This window comes from Pseudomonadota bacterium, from assembly GCA_037200975.1.
Taxonomy (GTDB): domain Bacteria; phylum Pseudomonadota; class Gammaproteobacteria; order Steroidobacterales; family Steroidobacteraceae; genus CADEED01.
This window is the reverse complement of record JBBCGI010000001.1, coordinates 3,538,233-3,555,947: the sequence shown is the minus strand read 5'-3', so window position 1 is coordinate 3,555,947 and position 17,715 is coordinate 3,538,233. Positions and strand designations below refer to the sequence as shown.

Annotated in this window: 13 protein-coding genes and 1 pseudogene; 6 read left to right on the top strand and 8 right to left on the bottom strand. The window is 64.7% G+C overall.

Going from position 1 to position 17,715, the window contains the following annotated elements; genetic code table 11:
• Position 1: 1 nt before the first annotated feature.
• The 4 genes from WDO72_16080 to WDO72_16065 form a co-directional block, all read right to left on the bottom strand.
• Positions 2-769 (bottom strand): SDR family oxidoreductase, encoded by a 768-nt coding sequence (locus tag WDO72_16080; GenBank protein MEJ0087192.1) that lies wholly within the window; start codon positions 767-769, stop codon positions 2-4.
• Positions 770-848: 79 nt separating this feature from the next.
• Complete coding sequence (locus tag WDO72_16075; protein MEJ0087191.1) at positions 849-2,738, bottom strand: hypothetical protein; 1,890 nt, start codon at positions 2,736-2,738, stop codon at positions 849-851.
• A gap of 20 nt (positions 2,739-2,758) precedes the next feature.
• A complete protein-coding gene (locus WDO72_16070; GenBank protein MEJ0087190.1) occupies positions 2,759-3,652 on the bottom strand; it encodes an SMP-30/gluconolactonase/LRE family protein in 894 nt (297 codons plus the stop codon).
• 71 nt (positions 3,653-3,723) lie between these two features.
• Entirely contained in the window at positions 3,724-4,470 is a 747-nt protein-coding gene (locus WDO72_16065; GenBank protein ID MEJ0087189.1) for an SDR family oxidoreductase, read from the bottom strand.
• Between WDO72_16065 and WDO72_16060 the strand changes: the two genes are divergently transcribed.
• Both WDO72_16060 and WDO72_16055 read left to right on the top strand, forming a co-directional pair.
• Positions 4,363-5,769: a mandelate racemase/muconate lactonizing enzyme family protein gene (locus WDO72_16060; GenBank protein MEJ0087188.1), complete on the top strand. Its 1,407-nt coding sequence runs from the start codon at positions 4,363-4,365 to the stop codon at positions 5,767-5,769. The two genes, WDO72_16065 and WDO72_16060, sit on opposite strands and share 108 nt — an antisense overlap.
• A 32-nt stretch (positions 5,770-5,801) precedes the next feature.
• On the top strand, positions 5,802-6,827 hold the full coding sequence (locus tag WDO72_16055) for a LacI family DNA-binding transcriptional regulator (protein MEJ0087187.1): 1,026 nt from the start codon (positions 5,802-5,804) through the stop codon (positions 6,825-6,827).
• Positions 6,828-6,895: 68 nt separating this feature from the next.
• On the opposite strand, the gene WDO72_16050 is transcribed toward WDO72_16055, so the two are convergent.
• A complete protein-coding gene (locus tag WDO72_16050; protein MEJ0087186.1) occupies positions 6,896-7,867 on the bottom strand; it encodes a substrate-binding domain-containing protein in 972 nt (323 codons plus the stop codon).
• Positions 7,868-7,929: 62 nt separating this feature from the next.
• Here WDO72_16050 and WDO72_16045 point away from each other — a divergent pair, with 62 nt between their 5' ends.
• The 4 genes from WDO72_16045 to WDO72_16030 all read left to right on the top strand — a co-directional run bounded on the left by WDO72_16045 (position 7,930) and on the right by WDO72_16030 (position 15,457).
• A complete protein-coding gene (locus WDO72_16045) occupies positions 7,930-10,482 on the top strand; it encodes a PSD1 and planctomycete cytochrome C domain-containing protein (protein ID MEJ0087185.1) in 2,553 nt (850 codons plus the stop codon).
• A gap of 4 nt (positions 10,483-10,486) precedes the next feature.
• The gene (locus tag WDO72_16040; protein MEJ0087184.1) at positions 10,487-11,926 is read left to right on the top strand and encodes a DUF1501 domain-containing protein; all 1,440 of its coding nucleotides are present in this window, start codon (positions 10,487-10,489) and stop codon (positions 11,924-11,926) included.
• Positions 11,889-13,574: a cytochrome b/b6 domain-containing protein gene (locus WDO72_16035; GenBank protein MEJ0087183.1), complete on the top strand. Its 1,686-nt coding sequence runs from the start codon at positions 11,889-11,891 to the stop codon at positions 13,572-13,574. Before WDO72_16040 ends, WDO72_16035 begins: the two co-directional genes overlap by 38 nt.
• Positions 13,575-13,711: 137 nt before the next feature.
• Positions 13,712-15,457: a hypothetical protein gene (locus tag WDO72_16030; protein MEJ0087182.1), complete on the top strand. Its 1,746-nt coding sequence runs from the start codon at positions 13,712-13,714 to the stop codon at positions 15,455-15,457.
• Positions 15,458-15,493: 36 nt separating this feature from the next.
• Here the strand turns inward: WDO72_16030 and WDO72_16025 are convergent, their stop codons facing one another.
• The 3 genes and pseudogenes from WDO72_16025 to WDO72_16015 form a co-directional block, all read right to left on the bottom strand.
• A complete protein-coding gene (locus WDO72_16025; GenBank protein MEJ0087181.1) occupies positions 15,494-15,622 on the bottom strand; it encodes a hypothetical protein in 129 nt (42 codons plus the stop codon).
• Between the two features lie 134 nt (positions 15,623-15,756).
• Positions 15,757-15,891 (bottom strand): annotated as a pseudogene (locus WDO72_16020) (alpha/beta hydrolase).
• 66 nt (positions 15,892-15,957) lie between these two features.
• Entirely contained in the window at positions 15,958-17,655 is a 1,698-nt protein-coding gene (locus WDO72_16015; GenBank protein ID MEJ0087180.1) for a transglycosylase domain-containing protein, read from the bottom strand.
• Between the last annotated feature and the right edge of the window lie 60 nt (positions 17,656-17,715).

The window sequence follows — 17,715 nt, the reverse complement described above, 5'->3', positions numbered from 1 at the left end:
GTTAGTCCTTATCCAACCCACCGCTGGCGTTCAGTCTTGCGGCCGTGACGTATGCCGGCGCATCCAGCAGCAGCCACAACACGACGTCAGCGACTTCGGCAATTTCGGCACGACGGCCCAACGGCACCCGGCGCGTTCGCTCCTCGAGGAATTCGTCGACATCGGGCCGGTTCTCGACTTCGGCGAGCCGCGCTTCCGTGATCCGCTGCATGTCCGTGTTCATCATTCCCGGCGAGACGCTGTTCACCAGCACGCCATACGGCGCGAGCGCGATCGCGGCAGCACGCGTCACGGAATCGACGGCGGCCTTGCTGGCCGCATAGGCGGCGTAGTTAGGCAGCGCCATACGCGCGGCGGGCGACGTGAGATTGACGATGCGCCCGCTGCGCCGGTCGCGCATGCCGCGACCGGCGGTCACGGTGAGCATCAACAGCGCGGTGACGTTGATGTCGAGCGTGCGCTTCCACATCGCCGCGGTGCTTTCGAAAAACGGCTCGATGCCGCCGTAGGCCGCATTGTTCACCAGCAGATCGATGTGGCCCCACTTGGCGCTGCACTGACCGATCACCCGCTCCGCGGCGCCATCGCTCGTGAGGTCGATCGCGATCGGCAGATGTGTCGGCGCGCCGCCAATCTCCGCGATGGTCTCGTGCAGTTTTTTCTCGTCGAAGTCCGCCACGGCGACGGCGACACCGCGCGCGGCGAGACGGATGGCGACTTCGCGGCCGAGTCCGGTCGCGCCTCCCGTCACCAATGCAGTTTTTGTCATGGAGTTCCCACTCGTGCTGATAACGTTATCATAGAGATCGATCGGCGCAATCGCAACTGTCGGATTGCGCCGAGGTCCGTCAGACCTTCGGGCCGTAGCCCGGCATCGGTAGTTGGGAAGCGCGCGGCGTTATGTCGACCACGCGGTTACCCGACCATTCGAGCTGGAATTTGAGATCGGGCCTTCCTGCGAACGCGAAGTCCACTTGCTGGCGGAATTCCGCGAGCGGATAACTGATGCTGAGCTCCTCGCCGACGCGCACCGCATCGAACCGCGCATACGCCAGCGCCGGTCCGGCCCATTGCAGGTCGATTCGTTTGCCGTTCCGGTACGCGGCCGCCTGGGCGCGATCGCTCCAGGAAGGAACGCGAACCAGGAAGTTGCCCGCGCGCTTTGCAACCACGGCGAGCCGCGGCTGCGTCGGCAGGAAGGAAACCACTTTCGCGTCATCGGTTTCGCAACCCAGCGACGTGTTGACCCGCGTTTCGTGTTCGGTGCGCTCGACGACCGTGGACCATGCGGTATGCAGCGCGCGCATGCCTTCCGGCGCGCAGCAGCCGAAGATCTGCATGCGTTCACCATTGCCCTGCGCCGTCGGCGGCATCCAGTTGATCCAGCTGTTAGGCGCTGGCGCGGCGACAAATCCGCCGGCGAAGTCCTGCATGCGCGCGAGACCACGCTCGACTTCGCGCTTTCCCTTGGCGGCGTTCGTCTGGCGATACAGCGCCACGTATTCCGGCGTCAGCGAGAACTGCGTGGGCGCGATCATGTTGCGCACGTAGCGCTCGACGTGATCCCAATAGTCGGGATAACCACCGCGCGCCAGCCACGAGGCGATCGACACGAGATCGGACGTGGCGCACATCTCGGAGAGCAGCCGCACTTGCTGGTCCCAGGTGGCCGCGGCCAACCAGCCCGTGCCGAGTCCCTGCGTGGTCGCGTAATCGTAGATGCGCCTGGCCCACTCGACGTAGCGCGGCTGGTTCTGCACGACGCCGAGATGCGCCACACCCCACACGCCGTGCAGGGTCGAATGCATGTGCCCGTTGAATTTTCCGCTCGGCTCGATCTTGAGGCTCGGGCCCTGCTCGATCAGGCCTTCCGTGACCGCGATTGCGAACTGCAATGCTTCGTCGTCGCCGCTGACTTCCCAGTAACGAACCAGTTGCTCGACCGCGGCGACCGGCTGCTGCGCCTTGAACAACTTGCCATCGCGCCAGCCACCGGATCCGCCTTGATAGACAGCCCGGCCCTGATCCCAGTCGGCCAGCTTCCTCAAGCCCACGAACATCCGGCGCGCCTGCTGAATCGCGGCCTTGTCGCCCGTGCGTGCATACGTTTCGGACAGACTGCGGATGATCTTCGCGGTGGCCCAGGTGCTGGCGATCTCGCCTTGCGGCGTCGCGCCGGCGTACACATCGCCTTCCATGTAGTGACCGGGCGGCACCCACGCCAGCCCGTCGTCGCGGACGTAGCCGAGAATGCGTTTGCGCAAACCGCGCTCGACGTCGAGTCCTTCGCGGCTGCCGCTCATCTCGCGCATGAAGATGTATTCCCAGTCCATGCGGCAGTCGGTGTCCCCCGGCACGATCGGATCGTGGCCGTGCGGCGCGGGCGGACACGCGAGCGGCTTGATCTGGAACACCGGCTCGAAGTCGAGCGCCGGGCGCGGATTGTGGATCAGGTAGTTCATGGCCTTGCCGGCCATCGCGACCAGATCGACGTCGACAGAGGGTGGGCTCTGCGCGAGCAGCGGCACGTTGTCTGCGGTCGGTGCGCTGGTGAATCGCACGGGAGAAATCGTGCCCGTGATTCCCGACACCGCGCTCAGCGGCAAACCTTCGGGAGCCGTGAGAGTCGTGGCCGGAATCGCCGTCGCAGCCGCGACCAGCGCGGACTGGCTCGCGGCCGGCACCAGGGCCACCGCTGGCGCCGCACCCAGCGACGCGATGAAATTTCGTCTACGCATTGTCAGTTCTCCGTCTCGAGTCAGCCGGCGAAAGGCACCGCGGGTAATCCGCGCGCGCCCACGTCGAGCGCGAACACCGCGCCCGCGTATGGTTGTTGAGTCAATTCCTGCGGGGTCCGGTGCAAGGCGGCCGACGTGACGTACAACACGTCGAGATTTTTTCCGCCGAATTCGCAGCAGGTCGGGATGTCGCAGGGCAGATCGATCGACCGCATCAACACGCCCGCGGGATCGAAGCGCAGCAACTTGCTCTTGAACGGGATCGTGACCCAGTAACACCCTTCGGCATCGACGGTGGCGCCATCGGCGATGCCATCCATGAAGGTGAGGTCGACGAACGTGCGGACGTTGTCGAGGTCGCCGCTGGCGGAATCGAAATCCCAGGCCCGCACCAGCGGCGTATGGCTGTCCGAGTGGTACATGACGCGGCTGTCGGGGCTCCACGCGAGGCCATTCGCGCAGCCGATGCCGTCGAGTTTTTTCTCGCAGCGCAGGTCGGTGCCCAGGCAGTACAGCCCGGCGATCTTGCGCGGCTCTGCCTTGGCATCGACGACCATGGTGCCGGCCCAGAACCGGCCCTGCCGATCCGTGCGACCGTCGTTGAAGCGCGTGGACTCGAGGTCGCTCTCGGGATCGACGATGGGGTCGAACCGCCCGGACGCCGGATCGAAGAAAAAGAAGCCGCTGCGCATGGAGATCACCAGACCGCCCTGCGTGCGCGTCGCGAGGCAACCGGGATCTTCCGGAGTGGACCAGCTGCCCTGCTCGCCCGTGACGGGGTCGAAGCGGTAGATAGTCCGATCGAAGATGTCGAGCCACCACAGCGCTTGGTCGCGGCAATCCCAGAAAGTGCCTTCACCGAGTTTCGCGCCCGGCGGAATCACGCATTGAATGTCGGTGCTCGTTGCTGACATCGTGTTTTGGATGATAACGATATCATCGACGGATGAGCAAGACGTGTTTTTGGTGAGCACCGGCTTGATGCTCAAGTGCGCTTGACGAGACTCGCGCCGCCATCCACCAGCAGCGTCGCGCCGGTCATGTAATCGGAGTCAGGCGAGCACAGAAAGAAGAACGCGCCGGCCACGGACTCCGCGCTTTGCATAATTCCGAGCGGGATCGCCTCCGAGACTCGCGAGCGGAAGGCGGGATCTTCCGCATGAATGCGCGCGCTCAGTCCGGCCATCACGATGCCCGGCGCGAGCACGTTCACCGTCACGCCCTGCGTGGCAAGTTCCTGCGCCATGACTTTGGCCAGCATCTTGAGGCCCGACTTGCTGGTCGCGTACGCCGCGCCCTCGGGCCAGGGCATGTCCTGCACCCAGCTGCTGGTGAACAGGATTTTTCCGCGCAGAACGCCGCGCGGCGTCTGCGCCACCATCAACCGCGCCGCCGCCTGTGCGCAGTGGAAAGCGCCCGTGAGATTGATGCGCAAGGTGTCATCCCAGGACTTGGCATCCACGTCGAGGAACCGCTGGTTCGCGACCATGCCCGCGTTGGCGATCAGTACGTCGAGACGACCGAAGTGGCGCACGACGGCGACGAGTGCACCATCGATCTGCGCGCGGTCCGACACGTCCGCCGGCGCGTACAAGACCTCACCGGGATGGGCCGCGAGCCAGGGATGATCGCCACGGCCGGCGAGGTCGAGCAGCGCAACTTTTGCGCCTTCGGCGAGCAGACGTTCGGCGGTCGCGCGCGCAATATCGCCGAGCCCACCGGTGATCGCCACGACCTGTCCATCCAGCCGATTCACAACACGTTCCCCCACTTCCGGCCCCATCGTCCGCATCCGTATGATATCGTAATCATAAACCAACAACGCCAACCGACACTGCAAAAAATGAAAATCGTCCGCGTCGAAACCATTCGCTACCAGCCGCAGCCGAACATCCTCTGGGTCCGCCTGCACACCGACACCGGTCTGATCGGCCTCGGTGAAACCTACTACCTTCCGGCCGCCTGCGAAGCCGTCGTTCACGACATGATCGCCGACTTCGTGCTCGGCCAGTCACCGCACGACCGCGAGAGCATCTGGGAACAGGTGTTCAGCTGGGCCAACTTTTTCGGCTTCGCGGGCGCGGAGATGCGCGCGCTGTCGGCGATCGACATTGCCTTGTGGGACATCGTTGGCCAGGCGCTCGGGCAACCCATCCACAAGCTGCTAGGCGGCACGGGCCGCGAGCGCATCCGCGTCTACAACACCTGCGTCAACGCCGGTAACTATCAGGATACCGACGGTTTTTTGAACCGGCCCGCCGAGCTCGCGAAGGACCTGCTCTCCCGCGGAGTCACCGCGTTGAAGATGTGGCCGTGGGACCAGTTCGCGCCGCAGATCCGCGGCCGCATCCCGATGGGCCCTGCCGGCTGGGGCGCGGCGGGGCCGTCGGGTGCGTACATCAGCGCGCGCGACGTGCAAAAAGGCCTGGCCAGCGTGCAGAAGATCCGCGACGCCGTCGGCGCCGACATGGAGATCCTGATCGAGGGACACAGCCGTTGGGACCTGAACTGCGCATTGCGTATCGCCCGCGCGCTCGAACCCTTCGATGTGCTCTGGATGGAAGACATGATCAAGCCGGACAACGCCGGCGACCTGCGCCGGTTGGCCCAGGAATCGCGCGTTCCGCACAGCGTCAGCGAGCGCCTGATCACCCGCTACGCCTTTCGCGACGTGCTCGAGGCCGGGGCGGCGCACGTGGTCATGCCCGACATCATCTGGACGGGCGGCATCACCGAGAGCAAGAAGATCGCCGTCCTCGCCGAGACCTATCACCTGCCCGTCGCGCCTCACGACTGCACCGGATTGGTGACGCTCTATGCCAACCTGCATCTGTGCGCCTCGACCAACAGCGCGATGATCCTGGAAACGGTGCGGGGATTTTATGACGGTGGCTGGTACGGGCCTGTCTATTCCGACAATATCGACATCCAGAACGGCGAAGCGCTCATCCCGCAGCGACCGGGTCTCGGCACTAGTTTGCGCGCATCCCTCCTCGAGAGCGGCGCCGTGCAGACCAGGAACAGCATTTGAGGGGAGAACTTTTCTGAGAGCACGAGGCCGGGATGTCCACACGTAGACGAAAAAAAGAAAGCGAGACAGTCGGTCTGAAGTCGATCGCGCGATTGTCGGGCGTGGCGCCGATGACCGTGAGCCGCGCGCTGCGCACCCCGAACCTGGTCGCCTCCGACACGCTCGCGCGGATCATGAAGGTGATCGACGACGTCGGCTTCGTGCCCGACCAACGCGCGTCGGCGCTGCGCGGCACGCAGTCCGTGATCGGCACCGTCGTGCCGCCGTTGATCAACTCCGGCATCGCCGAGCAGGTGCAGGGAATGTCGGACGCCTGCCACGAGCGCGACATGCAACTACTGCTCGTGCAGGGCGATTTCTCCGCCGAGGCCGAAGAGCAGGCGATCCGCACGCTCATGGGCTGGCGGCCGGCGGGCCTGATCCTGCAGGCCTTCGTGCAGAGCGAGACCACCAGGACGCAACTGCGCACGCAGAAGATTCCCGTCGTCGAGATCAGCGAGATTCGCGGGCGCGAGCCCATCGACCTGCTGGTCGGCGTCTCCAATTTCGAGACGGCGTATGCGATGACCACGCGGCTCATCGACATCGGTTACAAGCGCATCGGGTTCGTCTCGACTCCGGCGCACGGCAACGATCGCCTGCAGCAGCGCAAGATCGGTTATCGCGCCGCGCTCAAGGATCGGGGCATCGTCGGTTCGGATCGCCTCGAGATCGAAATGCCGATCACCTCGCGAGGCGGTTCGGAAGCCGTCAGCACGCTCAAGACGCGCGACCCATCGATCGACGCGGTCTTCTTCTCGAGCGACACGCTCGCGATCGGCGCAGTCCAGGAATGTCATCGCCGCGGCTGGAAGATTCCCAAGGATCTGGCGATCGCCGGCTACGGTGACACCGATCTCGCGGCAGAGCTGTATCCGAAGCTCACCACGTTGCGCGTGCCGCGGTACCAGATGGGCCGCAAGGCGGTCGAGCACCTGGCGCGGCGCATCGCCGGCGAGCGCAATGTCGCGCCCTGCATCACGATCAATTTCGACATCGTCGAGCGAGAGTCGACCTGAGCTTTGTCGGGTCACTTCGATCCGGTTCCCGGCCGGGGTGTTAACGTTACCTAACGCGTCGCACCGGCCTACTGTCCGGCCTTGTCGAGCAGCGCGTAGTAGGGATCGAGATCCCGGGCCGTCACGACCGCGGCCGGCAATACGTTCGTGAATTCGACCTGCTCTTTCTTCCCCAGACGCAGGCCCACATCGACGGCCGCGGCGCTTTCCTCGTAGAGCGGTTGGGCGGCGACCGCGTGTACGGCGCCCGACTTGATCAGGTCGAGATTCTGTCGCGTCGCACTCATCGCGATGATCGCGACCTCGCGACCCGCCGCGCGGCTCGCGTTCGCCCAGGTCTCCGCGCCCGCGCCCGTGGTGGAGAACGCGCCGTTGATCCGCGCATTGCCCTGCAGGATCGCAACCGCCTTCGATTTCGCGGCGGTGGGTTCGAAGCCCTCGAGCTGCGCGTCGATGACGGTGATGCCTGGGAAGCGCTCGCGCAGCGTCGCGGCGAACACCTGCGCCATCGCGTTCTCCGTTTTGTTGAAACTGCCCTGCGTTACAGCCACTTCGCCGCGTCCGCCGAGTTTCTCGCCCATCGAAATGGCGCAGTCCCGCGCAGTGATCTGGATGTCCTGGCCAAGCGCCGCGCGGAGCCCGGGAATCTCTCCCGGCGCGGGCAGTAGATGGACGATCATGACCGGAAATCCGTCGCGCGTGAGACGCGCCACGTAGGGATTCAATGACGGGTCGACGGCGTAAACCATGACCGCCGCGTAGTCCCGGCGCGCGAGCGCCGCGTCCGCCAGCGTGATCGTCGCACCGACGTCGAATGCCGTGGCGCTCGGGTTGCCGACGATGTCGCAGGTCACGCCGAGTTCGCGGCAGCGGTTCAGGAACCCGGCCTGCATCAGCCGGTGCACCGGGTGATCGCGCATGGGCTGCACCCAGAGCAACGCCGCGGAAGCGGTGCCCGGGAGCTCGGTCTGCCGGTTGCAGCCGGTCAGCGCGATGAGCGCGGCTACGAGAATCGACGGAACTTTGGCGCGATATTGCATTCTAAAAAGATAACGTTAACATCGGCGTCAGTGCAAGGGTTTTCAGCACGGGGGAATGTTTCGTGAAGCACGCGCGCCGCTGGGCTCTCACGCTCGCGATTGCGACCGGACTGTCGGTGCCGACGTTCTGGATGCTTCACTCCGCGCAGTCGTCGCAAGCGAAGGTCGATTTCAACCGCGACGTCCGCCCCATCCTCAACCGCAGTTGCATCGGTTGCCACGGCGGCGTGCGCCAGCTCGGCGACTTCAGCGTCCAGTTTCGTGAAGAAGCGCTGAAGCCAGCACGCTCGGGCCTGCTCGCGATCGTGCCGGGGTCTCCCGGCAAGAGCGAGCTGGTGCGCCGCGTGAACCTGCCGGCGACGAATGGCGAACACATGCCGAAGCGCGGGGTCGCGCTGACGGACGCCGAAAAGGCACTGCTGACGCGCTGGATCTCCGAGGGCGCGGTCTGGCAGGACTACTGGGCCTACGTCGCACCCGTGAAGCCCGCGGTGCCCGCGACGACGCGCACCGACTGGCCCCAGGGCCCCGTGGATTCATTCGTGCTCGCGCGCCTGGAACACGCCGGACGCACGCCGTCACCGCGCGCCGATTGCGCCCGCTTGTTGCGACGGGTGAGCCTGGATCTCGTCGGACTACCGGCGACTTACCAGGATGCGCAACGCTTCTGCGCCGACCCGAGCCAGGCGAGTTACCTGCGCGAAGTCGACCGCCTGCTCTCCTCTCCCCAGTTCGGCGAGCGCTGGGCGAGCATGTGGCTGGACCTGGCCCGCTACGCGGACTCCATCGGCTACGAGGACAACACCGAACGCGTGATGTTCGAATATCGCGACTGGGTGATCCGTGCGTTCAATCGCGACCTGCCCTTCGATCGCTTCACCGTCGAACAACTCGCGGGTGACCTGCTGCCGCAGCCGACGCGCGACCAGTTGATCGCCACCGCGTATCACCGCAACACACCCACCCGCAACGACGAAGAGGAGTTCCGGATCGAAGCGGTGATGGACCGCGTGGCGAACACCTGGGAGGTGTGGCAGGGGCAGACGATTTCCTGCGCGCGCTGTCACAGCCACACCTACGATCCGTTCCGCCAGAGCGATTTCTACAAGCTCACCGCGTTCTTCAACAACACCGAAGACGCCGACAACAAGGGCAACAGGCCGCAGCCCGGCATTCCAAAGGGACGCGCCATCGAATGGCCGGTGTATTACGACTTCGCGGAGCCGGACGCCGCACGCGGCGCGGCGCTGGTCACGCAGCGCGATGCGATTCGCCTCGAACTACTCGCGGCGCGTGACCGGCCCGACGTCGTAGCCTCGCGTAACGAGTGGGAGGCGGCGCACCGCAAGTTCCGCATGGACAAGCCGGGCTTCGACACCGCGGGTTATCTGAGCGACATGACCGGCTTCGACTTCCGCGAAATCGACAAGATCATCGTGACGGGAGAAGCCACTCGCACACCGAACGATCGCAGCCGGCTGGCGGATTTCTACGCGCTCGAAGTCGCGCCAGAGCTGGCGCCGGTACGCAAGCGCTGGAAGGAACTCACGGGCCAGATCCTGCTCCTCAAGCCCGTCCAGACGCCGATCATGCGCGAGCGTCCCGAGGCCGCGCGACGGCCCACGCATCTGCTGGTGCGCGGCGTGTGGCGCAAGCCGGACCTCAAACAACCCGAAAGCGCCGACGTCCCCGGTTCCATGCCGCCCATGTCGGGCGAACGACACGATCGGCTCGCGCTAGCGGAATGGCTGGTGAGCCGGAAAAACCCGTTGACCGCGCGCGTCACGGTCAATCGCTTCTGGGCCGAGTTGTGGGGTTACGGCATCGTGCCGAGCGTCGGCAACTTCGGCACGCAGGGCGAGATGCCCTCGAATCCCGAACTACTCGACTGGCTGGCCGTCGAATTCTCGACCGACATGGGATGGAGCATGAAGCGCCTGCTGCGCACGATGGTCGCGTCGGCCACGTATCAGCAGAGCTCGATGACGACGCCGGGCGCGTTCGAGGACGATCCGCGCAATCAGTGGCTGGCGCGCGGGCCGCGCAGCCGCCTGAGCGCCGAAGCGCTGCGCGACCAGGCGCTCGCCGCGACGAACCTCTTGAATCTCGAGCAGTTTGGACCGGCGGTGCTGCCCGCGTACGTCGAACCGAAGAAACCGGAGCCCGACAAAAACAAGCCGCCCGAGAAGATCGAGAAGGATCGCGCGTCTCCCATCGTCGAAGCGCACCGGCGGTCTATCTACCTGCGCGTCGAGCGAAAGAACATCAATCCGACGTTCGAGACCTTCGATCACGCCGCCCGATTCATCGCCTCCTCGCAACGCGGCCGCACGAACACGCCGCTGCAGGCGCTCGCGGTGATGAATGAGACCGAGTTCGTCGAGGCCACCAACGCACTGGCGAACGGGATGGCGGCGGTGAGCGGCGGTTCCGCGGAGCAGTTGCGCTGGGCGTTCCGGACGATGCTGGCCCGCGACCCTTCCGACGCCGAGTTCGCCGCGCTGAGCGATTACTACCGCGCGACGGTGGCCGCGCACCCGGACGGCGACCTCACCGCGCGCCAATTGACCGCGAACGTCATCCTGAATCTCGATGCCGCGCTGACCAAGGAGTAGCCCGATGAACCGGAAAGAAATCCAGTCGCGACGCCGTTTCCTGCGCGAGTCCATCGCCGGATTCGGTGCCCTCGCCGTCGCCGGCTCGATGAGCCGCGATCTGTGGGCGAATGCCGCACCCCTGGAGCGCGCCGCCGCCGGGCAGGATCTGCTGCCGCACTTCGCGCCACGGATCAAACGCGTCATCCACATCAATCTGCCGGGCGCGCCCTCGCAGCTCGAGCTGTATGACTACAAGCCGATGCTCGAGAAGCTGCACGGCGAGGCCTGTCCCGATTCCTTCCTCAAGGGAAAAGTGTTCCTCGCCGTCTCTCCCGAATCGCGGCCGCGCTGCCTGGGCCCGCAGTTCAAGTTCGCGCAGCATGGACAGTCCGGCGCGTGGGTCTCGGAGCTGCTGCCGCACTTCAGCAAGGTCGTCGATGACGTCACCTTCCTCAAGGCCGTGAAGACCGACGAATTCAATCATGGCCCTGCGGAGCTGATGATGCTGAGCGGCCATGCGCGCGCGGGACGACCCACGCTCGGCGCCTGGTCCGTGTTCGCGCTCGGCACCGAAAACCAGAACTTGCCCGGCTACGTCGTGCTGACCTCCGGCGACACGAATGGCGTGCTCGCGAAGGATGCGTACGGCGCAGGTTTTCTGCCGTCGGCCAACCAGGGTGTGCGACTGCGCGCTTCCGGCGACCCGGTGCTGAACCTGTCGAATCCCGATGGCTTCACGCCTGCCGATCGCGAGGCGTCGGTCGCGGCGATCAATCGCCTCAACGCACTCAATCACGGCGCGTTCGGCGATCCGGAGATCCTGGCGCGCATCTCGCAATACCAGCTCGCGAACCGCATGCAGGCGGCGGTGCCGGAGGCTGTGGACGTCTGGAACGAACCGCAGCACGTGCACGCGCTTTACGGCACGACGCCGAACGAAGCATCGTTCGCCAACAATTGTCTGCTGGCGCGCCGGCTCATCGAGCGCGGCGTGCGCTACGTGCAGCTCAACGACAACGCCGGCTGGGATCACCACAGCAAGATCCGCTCGGGTCTCACCAAGTTGTGCCCGAAGATCGATCAGCCGATGGCCGCGCTGGTCTTCGATCTCAAGCAGCGCGGGTTGTTAGAGGACACGCTGGTCCTGTGGGCTGGCGAGTTCGGACGCACGCCCGTCAGCGAGGGCGGAAACTTCGACCTGGAGCTCGTCGGGCGCGATCACCACTCCTACGCCAACACCATCTGGATGGCGGGCGGCGGGCTCAAAGCCGGCACGAGCTACGGCGAGACCGATGAGCTCGGCTTCGACCCCGTGAGCGGCGCGGTCCACGTGCACGACGTGCACGCGACCGTGCTGCGCTTGCTCGGCTTCGATCACGAGCGGCTCACGTTCGCTTTCCAGGGTCGCGATTACCGGCTGACCGATGTCGCTGGCAAGATCATCAAGCCCGTCCTTGTCTGAAGCTGTCTCACGCTACTCACGCTCGACGATCGCCATCCACTGGTTGACGGCGGCTGGCCTGACGCTGGCCGTCGCGCTGGGATGGCGAATGTCGGAAGCGGGCGGCTCTGAACGCGCGAGTCTCTTGGCGTGGCATATGTCGGCGGGGATCGGCATCTTGCTGCTCACGATCGCGCGCATCGCCACGCGTGCGCGGAGCCTGCGACCGCTACCTACCGGAGCGCGCTGGGAGCAATATGCGGCGTCGGTTACGCATAGGGCGTTCTACTTCGCCCTGATCGTCATTCCCCTGCTGGGGTGGTTGATCGTCAGCACCTCGCCGGGTACGTCGAACCAGGTGTTCGGGTTCCTGCCACTGCCCGCGCTGCCCGGCGTCGCGGGCCGCAGCACCTTCGGCGCGTTTGTAGAGAACACGCATCGCCTGTTGGCATATGGCCTGTGCGTCGTCGTCGTGCTGCACACCGCGGCTGCGGTAAAACATCACCTCGCGAATCCTTCGTCGGGTCTGATGCGCATCCTGCCCGGCGCACGGCGCCTGTGGGGATGGCGCATGGTCAGTCTGGCGGCGGTCCTGACGCTGACGTTCACGTTCGCCAGTGGAATTGCCGATGCATGGTTGCCGGATTCGCTGCGCCTCGCGCACGCGCCCGAGGCGTCGCGCAACGCCGGCATCGATCCGCGCAGGGCGCACGTGTTTGCCACCGTCCAACCGATCTTCATGGACAAATGCAGCAACTGCCATGGCTCGCGCTCGAGTAAAGGCGGCCTGCGCCTGGATACATTTGCGGCGCTGATGCAGGGCGGCGAAGGCGGCAAGGTCATAGTCCCGGGCAAGGCGGACGAGAGCGAACTCATTCGCCGCATCATGCTGTCTCCGTCTCACAAGGATGCCATGCCGCCCGCTGGCAAGCTGCCGCTGACGCCGGCCGAAGGCCAGTTGTTGTTGTGGTGGGTCGGGAGCGGTGCCGACGACTCCACCACGATCCTGGCGGCCAATCCACCTTCGCTCATCCAGTCGATCCTCACGGAACTCGGCGTCAGTTCCGAATCGCCGGCGCTGGCAAAAAAAGTGGCTCGCCCGGACCCGCACGTACTCGACGCCCTGCGCGACACCTTCCGCGTTCAGTTCTTGTATTCGGGCAACGGGCTGGTGCAGGCGGAAGCACGGTTCGACCAGAAAGGATTGCAGCCACTATCGCTCGAACCGTTGGCGGCCATCGCGGAACAACTCGTGCGGCTCGACCTCTCGGGAGCGCGGATTTCCGTACGGCAGATTGGCGACCTCTCGAAGCTGCGCAATCTGCAGCGGCTCAATCTGGCCAAGACGCTGACCGACGACGTCAGCCTGAAGGCGCTTGGAGATCTGCCTCATCTCGAGGTGTTGAACCTCTACGAGACGAAAGTGACGGATGCGTCGTTCGCCACGATCGCGCGCTTGCCGTCGTTGGCGACGGTCTATCTCGCTCACACGCAGGTGACGGCGGCGGGGGTGGAAAAATTTCGCCAGTCCCAGCCGGGCATCAGCGTGGTCTGGGCGATACCAGACGAGCAAGAAGGAGCGGCTTCTGCGGTCAATCTGCTGAAGCGCCAGGACCCAAAAGTACAATCACAACGGCGCGACCAAGCGAAACGGCATGAGGCGCCATGATGTCGGAACATGCGGAGATTCAAGCGAAAATCCGATTTCCGGGACAGCCTGAGCTGTCGTGAGAAGAGCGGAAAGGATGCGTCTTGCCGGTGCCGTCCGTGCCGCCGACGATCGCCAGTCAACTTCGAGGAGTCACCATGTCGCCATCCGCTCGTCACCCGTCGTTCGCCGCCGCCGGTCTGCTCTTTGCGATCAGCAGTTCGCCGACCCTGCCCGCGACTAACGCTTCGAGCCTTTCAGTTTCGGCTTCCTTCCCCAAGGACCGCAGCGCAGAGTCACTCGACGGCCGGTTGTTCCTGCTGCTCTCGACCGACCCCGCGGCCGAGCCTCGAATGCAGATCGCCCTGTCGGAGAAAACGCAGATCGCCTTCGGCATGGACGTGGAGGGAATGCGGCCCGGCCAGTCCATCACGATTGACGACTCCGCCTTCGGCTACCCGATCCGCCATCTGCACGACCTGAAGCCCGGTGAATACTTCGTTCAGATTCTGCTGCATCGCTACGAGACGTTCCGCCGTTCCGATGGCCACACGGTCAAGCTGCCGATGGACCGCGGCGAAGGACAGCAGTGGAACCTCGCTCCCGGCAATCTCTACAGCAAGCCGGCAAAGATCACCGTCGGCACCGCACCGCAAAACATCTCCGTCGTCCTCGATCAGCAAATACCCGCGATCGAGCCCCCGAAGGACACCCGCTACATCCGCCATATCCAGATCCAGTCGAAGCTCCTTACTCAATTCTGGGGCCGCCCCGTCACTCTTGGCGCGACCGTACTCGTGCCGGAGGGCTTTGACGACCATCCGCGGTCCCGCTATCCCGTGATGATTTTCCAAGACCATTTCGTCGACACCTTCGACGGCTTCCGCACGGAGCCGCCCGATCCGGATCTCAAGCCGGACTACAGCGAGCGATTCCGCATATCCGGATACAACCGCATCCAGCAGGAGGAGGCCTACAAGTTTTACCGCCAGTGGATTTCGCCGAGCTTCCCGCGCTATCTCATCGTCAAGCTGAAACACGCGAATCCCTACTACGATGATTCGTACTCCGTAAACTCCGCGAATCTCGGGCCCTATGGCGATGCGCTCGAAACCGAGCTCATACCGGCGATTGAAAAACACTTTCGTGGCATCGGCCAAGGATGGGCTCGCTTCACGTATGGCGGTTCCACGGGCGGTTGGGCCGCATTCGCCGCGCAAGTCTTCTATCCCGACCACTACAACGGCGCCTTCATCGCCTGCCCCGATCCAGTGGACTTCCGCGCCTACACGCACATCAACATCTACGAAGACAGGAATGCCTTCTACAAGGAAGGTCCGCACACTCGAATCGCTCAACCGGGCCTGCGTGACTACCTCGGCCGCACTCTCGTCAGCGCCGAGGCGATCAATCAATATGAGCTCGCTCTCGGCTCACGCGGGCGCTCAGGTGGCCAGTTCGATATATGGCAAGCCGTCTTTTCCCCGGTCGGCCCTGATGGTTACCCCGCACCCATCCTCGACAAGGAAACCGGCGAGATCGATCGCACGACCGCCGCTTACTGGAAGGAGCACTACGACCTGAGCGCCATCCTGCAGCGGGACTGGAAAACCCTGGGCCCTCGGTTGCGGGGCAAGCTGCACATTTATGTCGGCAGCGCCGACAACTACTTCCTGAACGACGCCGTGTATCTCATCGAGGATTTTCTCATATCAACGACGAATCCACCCTACGAGGGCGAAGTGAAGTACGGCGACCGCGCCGAGCATTGCTGGAACGGCGACCCGAACCTGCCCAACCATCTGTCGCGCCTCCATTACAACGTGCAGTACCTGCCGAAGATTCTCGACCGTATCGAAAAGACGGCGCCGCGCGGCGCGGATCTCACCTCCTGGCGTTATTAGCGCACGGCTGTCTGGTGCGCCAACGGATCGGCGCACTCAGTTCTTGGGGAATCGATGCAACGTGTAGTAGGCGTCGAGTTGCTCGGGCGCATTCGCCTCGAACAACTTCTGTGCCGACAGCGTGACGTGGTAGACCCGCGCGGTCTGGAGCGGAAGCGCCCCCACGCTATCCGGTAAGGCAGTTCACGCCGAGGTGTATTCGAGCCCGTCTTTGGTTCGTGACTCGCCCTTCGTCGAGCCGATTGAGCAATGCAGGCACATAGTTCTCCCTAACTATTGTCGGGATGCCAGCCGCGGGACTAGCGCGACTTGCCTGACAGCGCACTGTTGCGGGCGGCTTCTTCGATCACATCAGCGATGGTTTTCGGCTGCGTAATGAACAGCGCATGGCTGGCGCTGACTATAGTGATTCGCGCACGGATTCTGTTGGCCACGAGTGCGCTGCCGGCCCCTTCGCCGCTAAGGTGTTTTTTTCCCGGGCCTGACCCGCCCCGTCCGAATCAGCCGGGCTGTCTCGCGCCGGCAACGACGATGGGTTCGCTGAGCGCTTGCCTGTATTCCTCCTCGCTGATCGCCTGCACCGACCGCAACTTCGCCAGCAGGTTGTCGATCAACAAACGCAGACCAGGACCGGGCGTGCCACGCGCAAACGACCGCTGGTATTTGATCGGCCCTGGGATGATCGCGACCAGGAAGGCCATCTGGGCCGGCGTCAGCGCCTGGGGTTCGCAATCGAAATAGTGGCGGGCCGCGGGCCGCAGGCCACGCAGGTCCGGTCCCCACTCGATGATGTTCAGGTAAATTTCGAGAATACGATCCTTACCGAGCGCCGACTCGAGCAGAAACGTAATCGCCAGTTCCTGCAGCTTGCGTCCGACCTCCTTGTCACGCGAGAGGAACAGGTTCTTGGCCAACTGCTGGGTGATGGTCGACGCGCCGCGCGCCGCGCCCCCGCGAGACCAGTTCGTGAGCAGCGCGGAGGGTAGTTCGCGAAGGTCGATGCCGCTGTGCCCGTAGAAGCCCGCGTCTTCGGAGATCAGCAGGGTGCGCACGAACAGCGGCGGAACGTCGCGCAGGGCGATGAAGTCCGGGGATGAGGCCGAGACATCGATGGGGCGGTGCGGGCCCGGTCCATCGCCTGCGGCAAAGACGAAGTCGCGGCGCAATCGCGAGATCGCCGGTGGCATCTTGCCAGGTGGGCTGAAGTCGATCTTCTGGCGGACTGCTAAATCGGCGGGCGCCGACGAACGTCCGCGTATACCCACTTCTATAGAGGCTGATCCAAGATCACGGCTACCGCCGGGCGTTAACCCTAAGCTTTCGGGCACCGCCAGGCCGGCTGCGCCGAGCAGTCGCCCGAAATCCAGCTGCCGCACGCCGAGCACGAGATCGACACTCGGATCGGTATCCACGTCGCGCAACGTCATCGACCCCGACAGGTCCGCACCGGCCCATGTCCCGTGGACCTCGGGGATTTCGATCGCGCCCTCGGCACGCTGCCAGACGCCGTCGAGTCGCAGGGTCACGTCCGTCGCATCGCCGAGCGGTGGATCGCCGCCGTCGTTGTCCGCCAGCGCCCCGAAGCGCGCACCGCGCGCGCCGATGTCCACATTGAAACGAATCGCGTCGGCGCTCGTCCGAAGATTCACCCGGCCGTCCGCGATGCCACCATCGAGGAACGGCGAGCCTTCGCGCCGCACGTCGAACAGATGGCCGATGTCGAGCCCGCGAGCCTCGACGTTCCACCCGCTGCCTTCCGAATCTTTCAGCTGACGAATCGAAAGGCCGGCCTGTGGCTCGATCAACGTGAGTTGGAGATGCTCACCGCGAATGCCCGCCATATACCAGGCAGAGGCTGCCGAGCTCACCGTCAAGCCCGCCGGGCCCGAAAGATTGGCAGCGCGAACCGCGAGTCGCACGCGGCCGGGATACGTGGCTGCGATCATGTCGGCGTGCAGTCGCGCTCCGTGGCCAAGATCGAGATCGACGCCCGCAAGGCGCACGAACGGCCACAGACCGACGCGCACCGAACCGATTCGGGCGATCATTCCCTGACGCACGGCTGCGGACTCGATCCGCTTAACGATCGCGCGCTCGAGCATCGGTTTCAGCAACACCACGGCCAGGCTTGCGACCAGCGCTGCGGCGATCGCTCCTCCGAGCCACCACCGTCGTCGGCGGGTTCGAAGCGTAGTCATCGAAGCAGAATGCCACAGCCGGATCGGCGCTCCGGGTGGCGGGCACTTCGTCGCTTGAAG

Coding starts and splice junctions, on each gene's coding strand:
- WDO72_16080 (MEJ0087192.1), bottom strand. CDS start 769: ATGACAAAAACTGCATTGGTGACGGGAGGCGCGACCGGACTCGGCCGC.
- WDO72_16075 (MEJ0087191.1), bottom strand. CDS start 2,738: ATGCGTAGACGAAATTTCATCGCGTCGCTGGGTGCGGCGCCAGCGGTG.
- WDO72_16070 (MEJ0087190.1), bottom strand. CDS start 3,652: ATGTCAGCAACGAGCACCGACATTCAATGCGTGATTCCGCCGGGCGCG.
- WDO72_16060 (MEJ0087188.1), top strand. CDS start 4,363: ATGATCGCCACGGCCGGCGAGGTCGAGCAGCGCAACTTTTGCGCCTTC.
- WDO72_16055 (MEJ0087187.1), top strand. CDS start 5,802: ATGTCCACACGTAGACGAAAAAAAGAAAGCGAGACAGTCGGTCTGAAG.
- WDO72_16050 (MEJ0087186.1), bottom strand. CDS start 7,867: ATGCAATATCGCGCCAAAGTTCCGTCGATTCTCGTAGCCGCGCTCATC.
- WDO72_16040 (MEJ0087184.1), top strand. CDS start 10,487: ATGAACCGGAAAGAAATCCAGTCGCGACGCCGTTTCCTGCGCGAGTCC.
- WDO72_16035 (MEJ0087183.1), top strand. CDS start 11,889: ATGTCGCTGGCAAGATCATCAAGCCCGTCCTTGTCTGAAGCTGTCTCA.
- WDO72_16030 (MEJ0087182.1), top strand. CDS start 13,712: ATGTCGCCATCCGCTCGTCACCCGTCGTTCGCCGCCGCCGGTCTGCTC.
- WDO72_16015 (MEJ0087180.1), bottom strand. CDS start 17,655: ATGACTACGCTTCGAACCCGCCGACGACGGTGGTGGCTCGGAGGAGCG.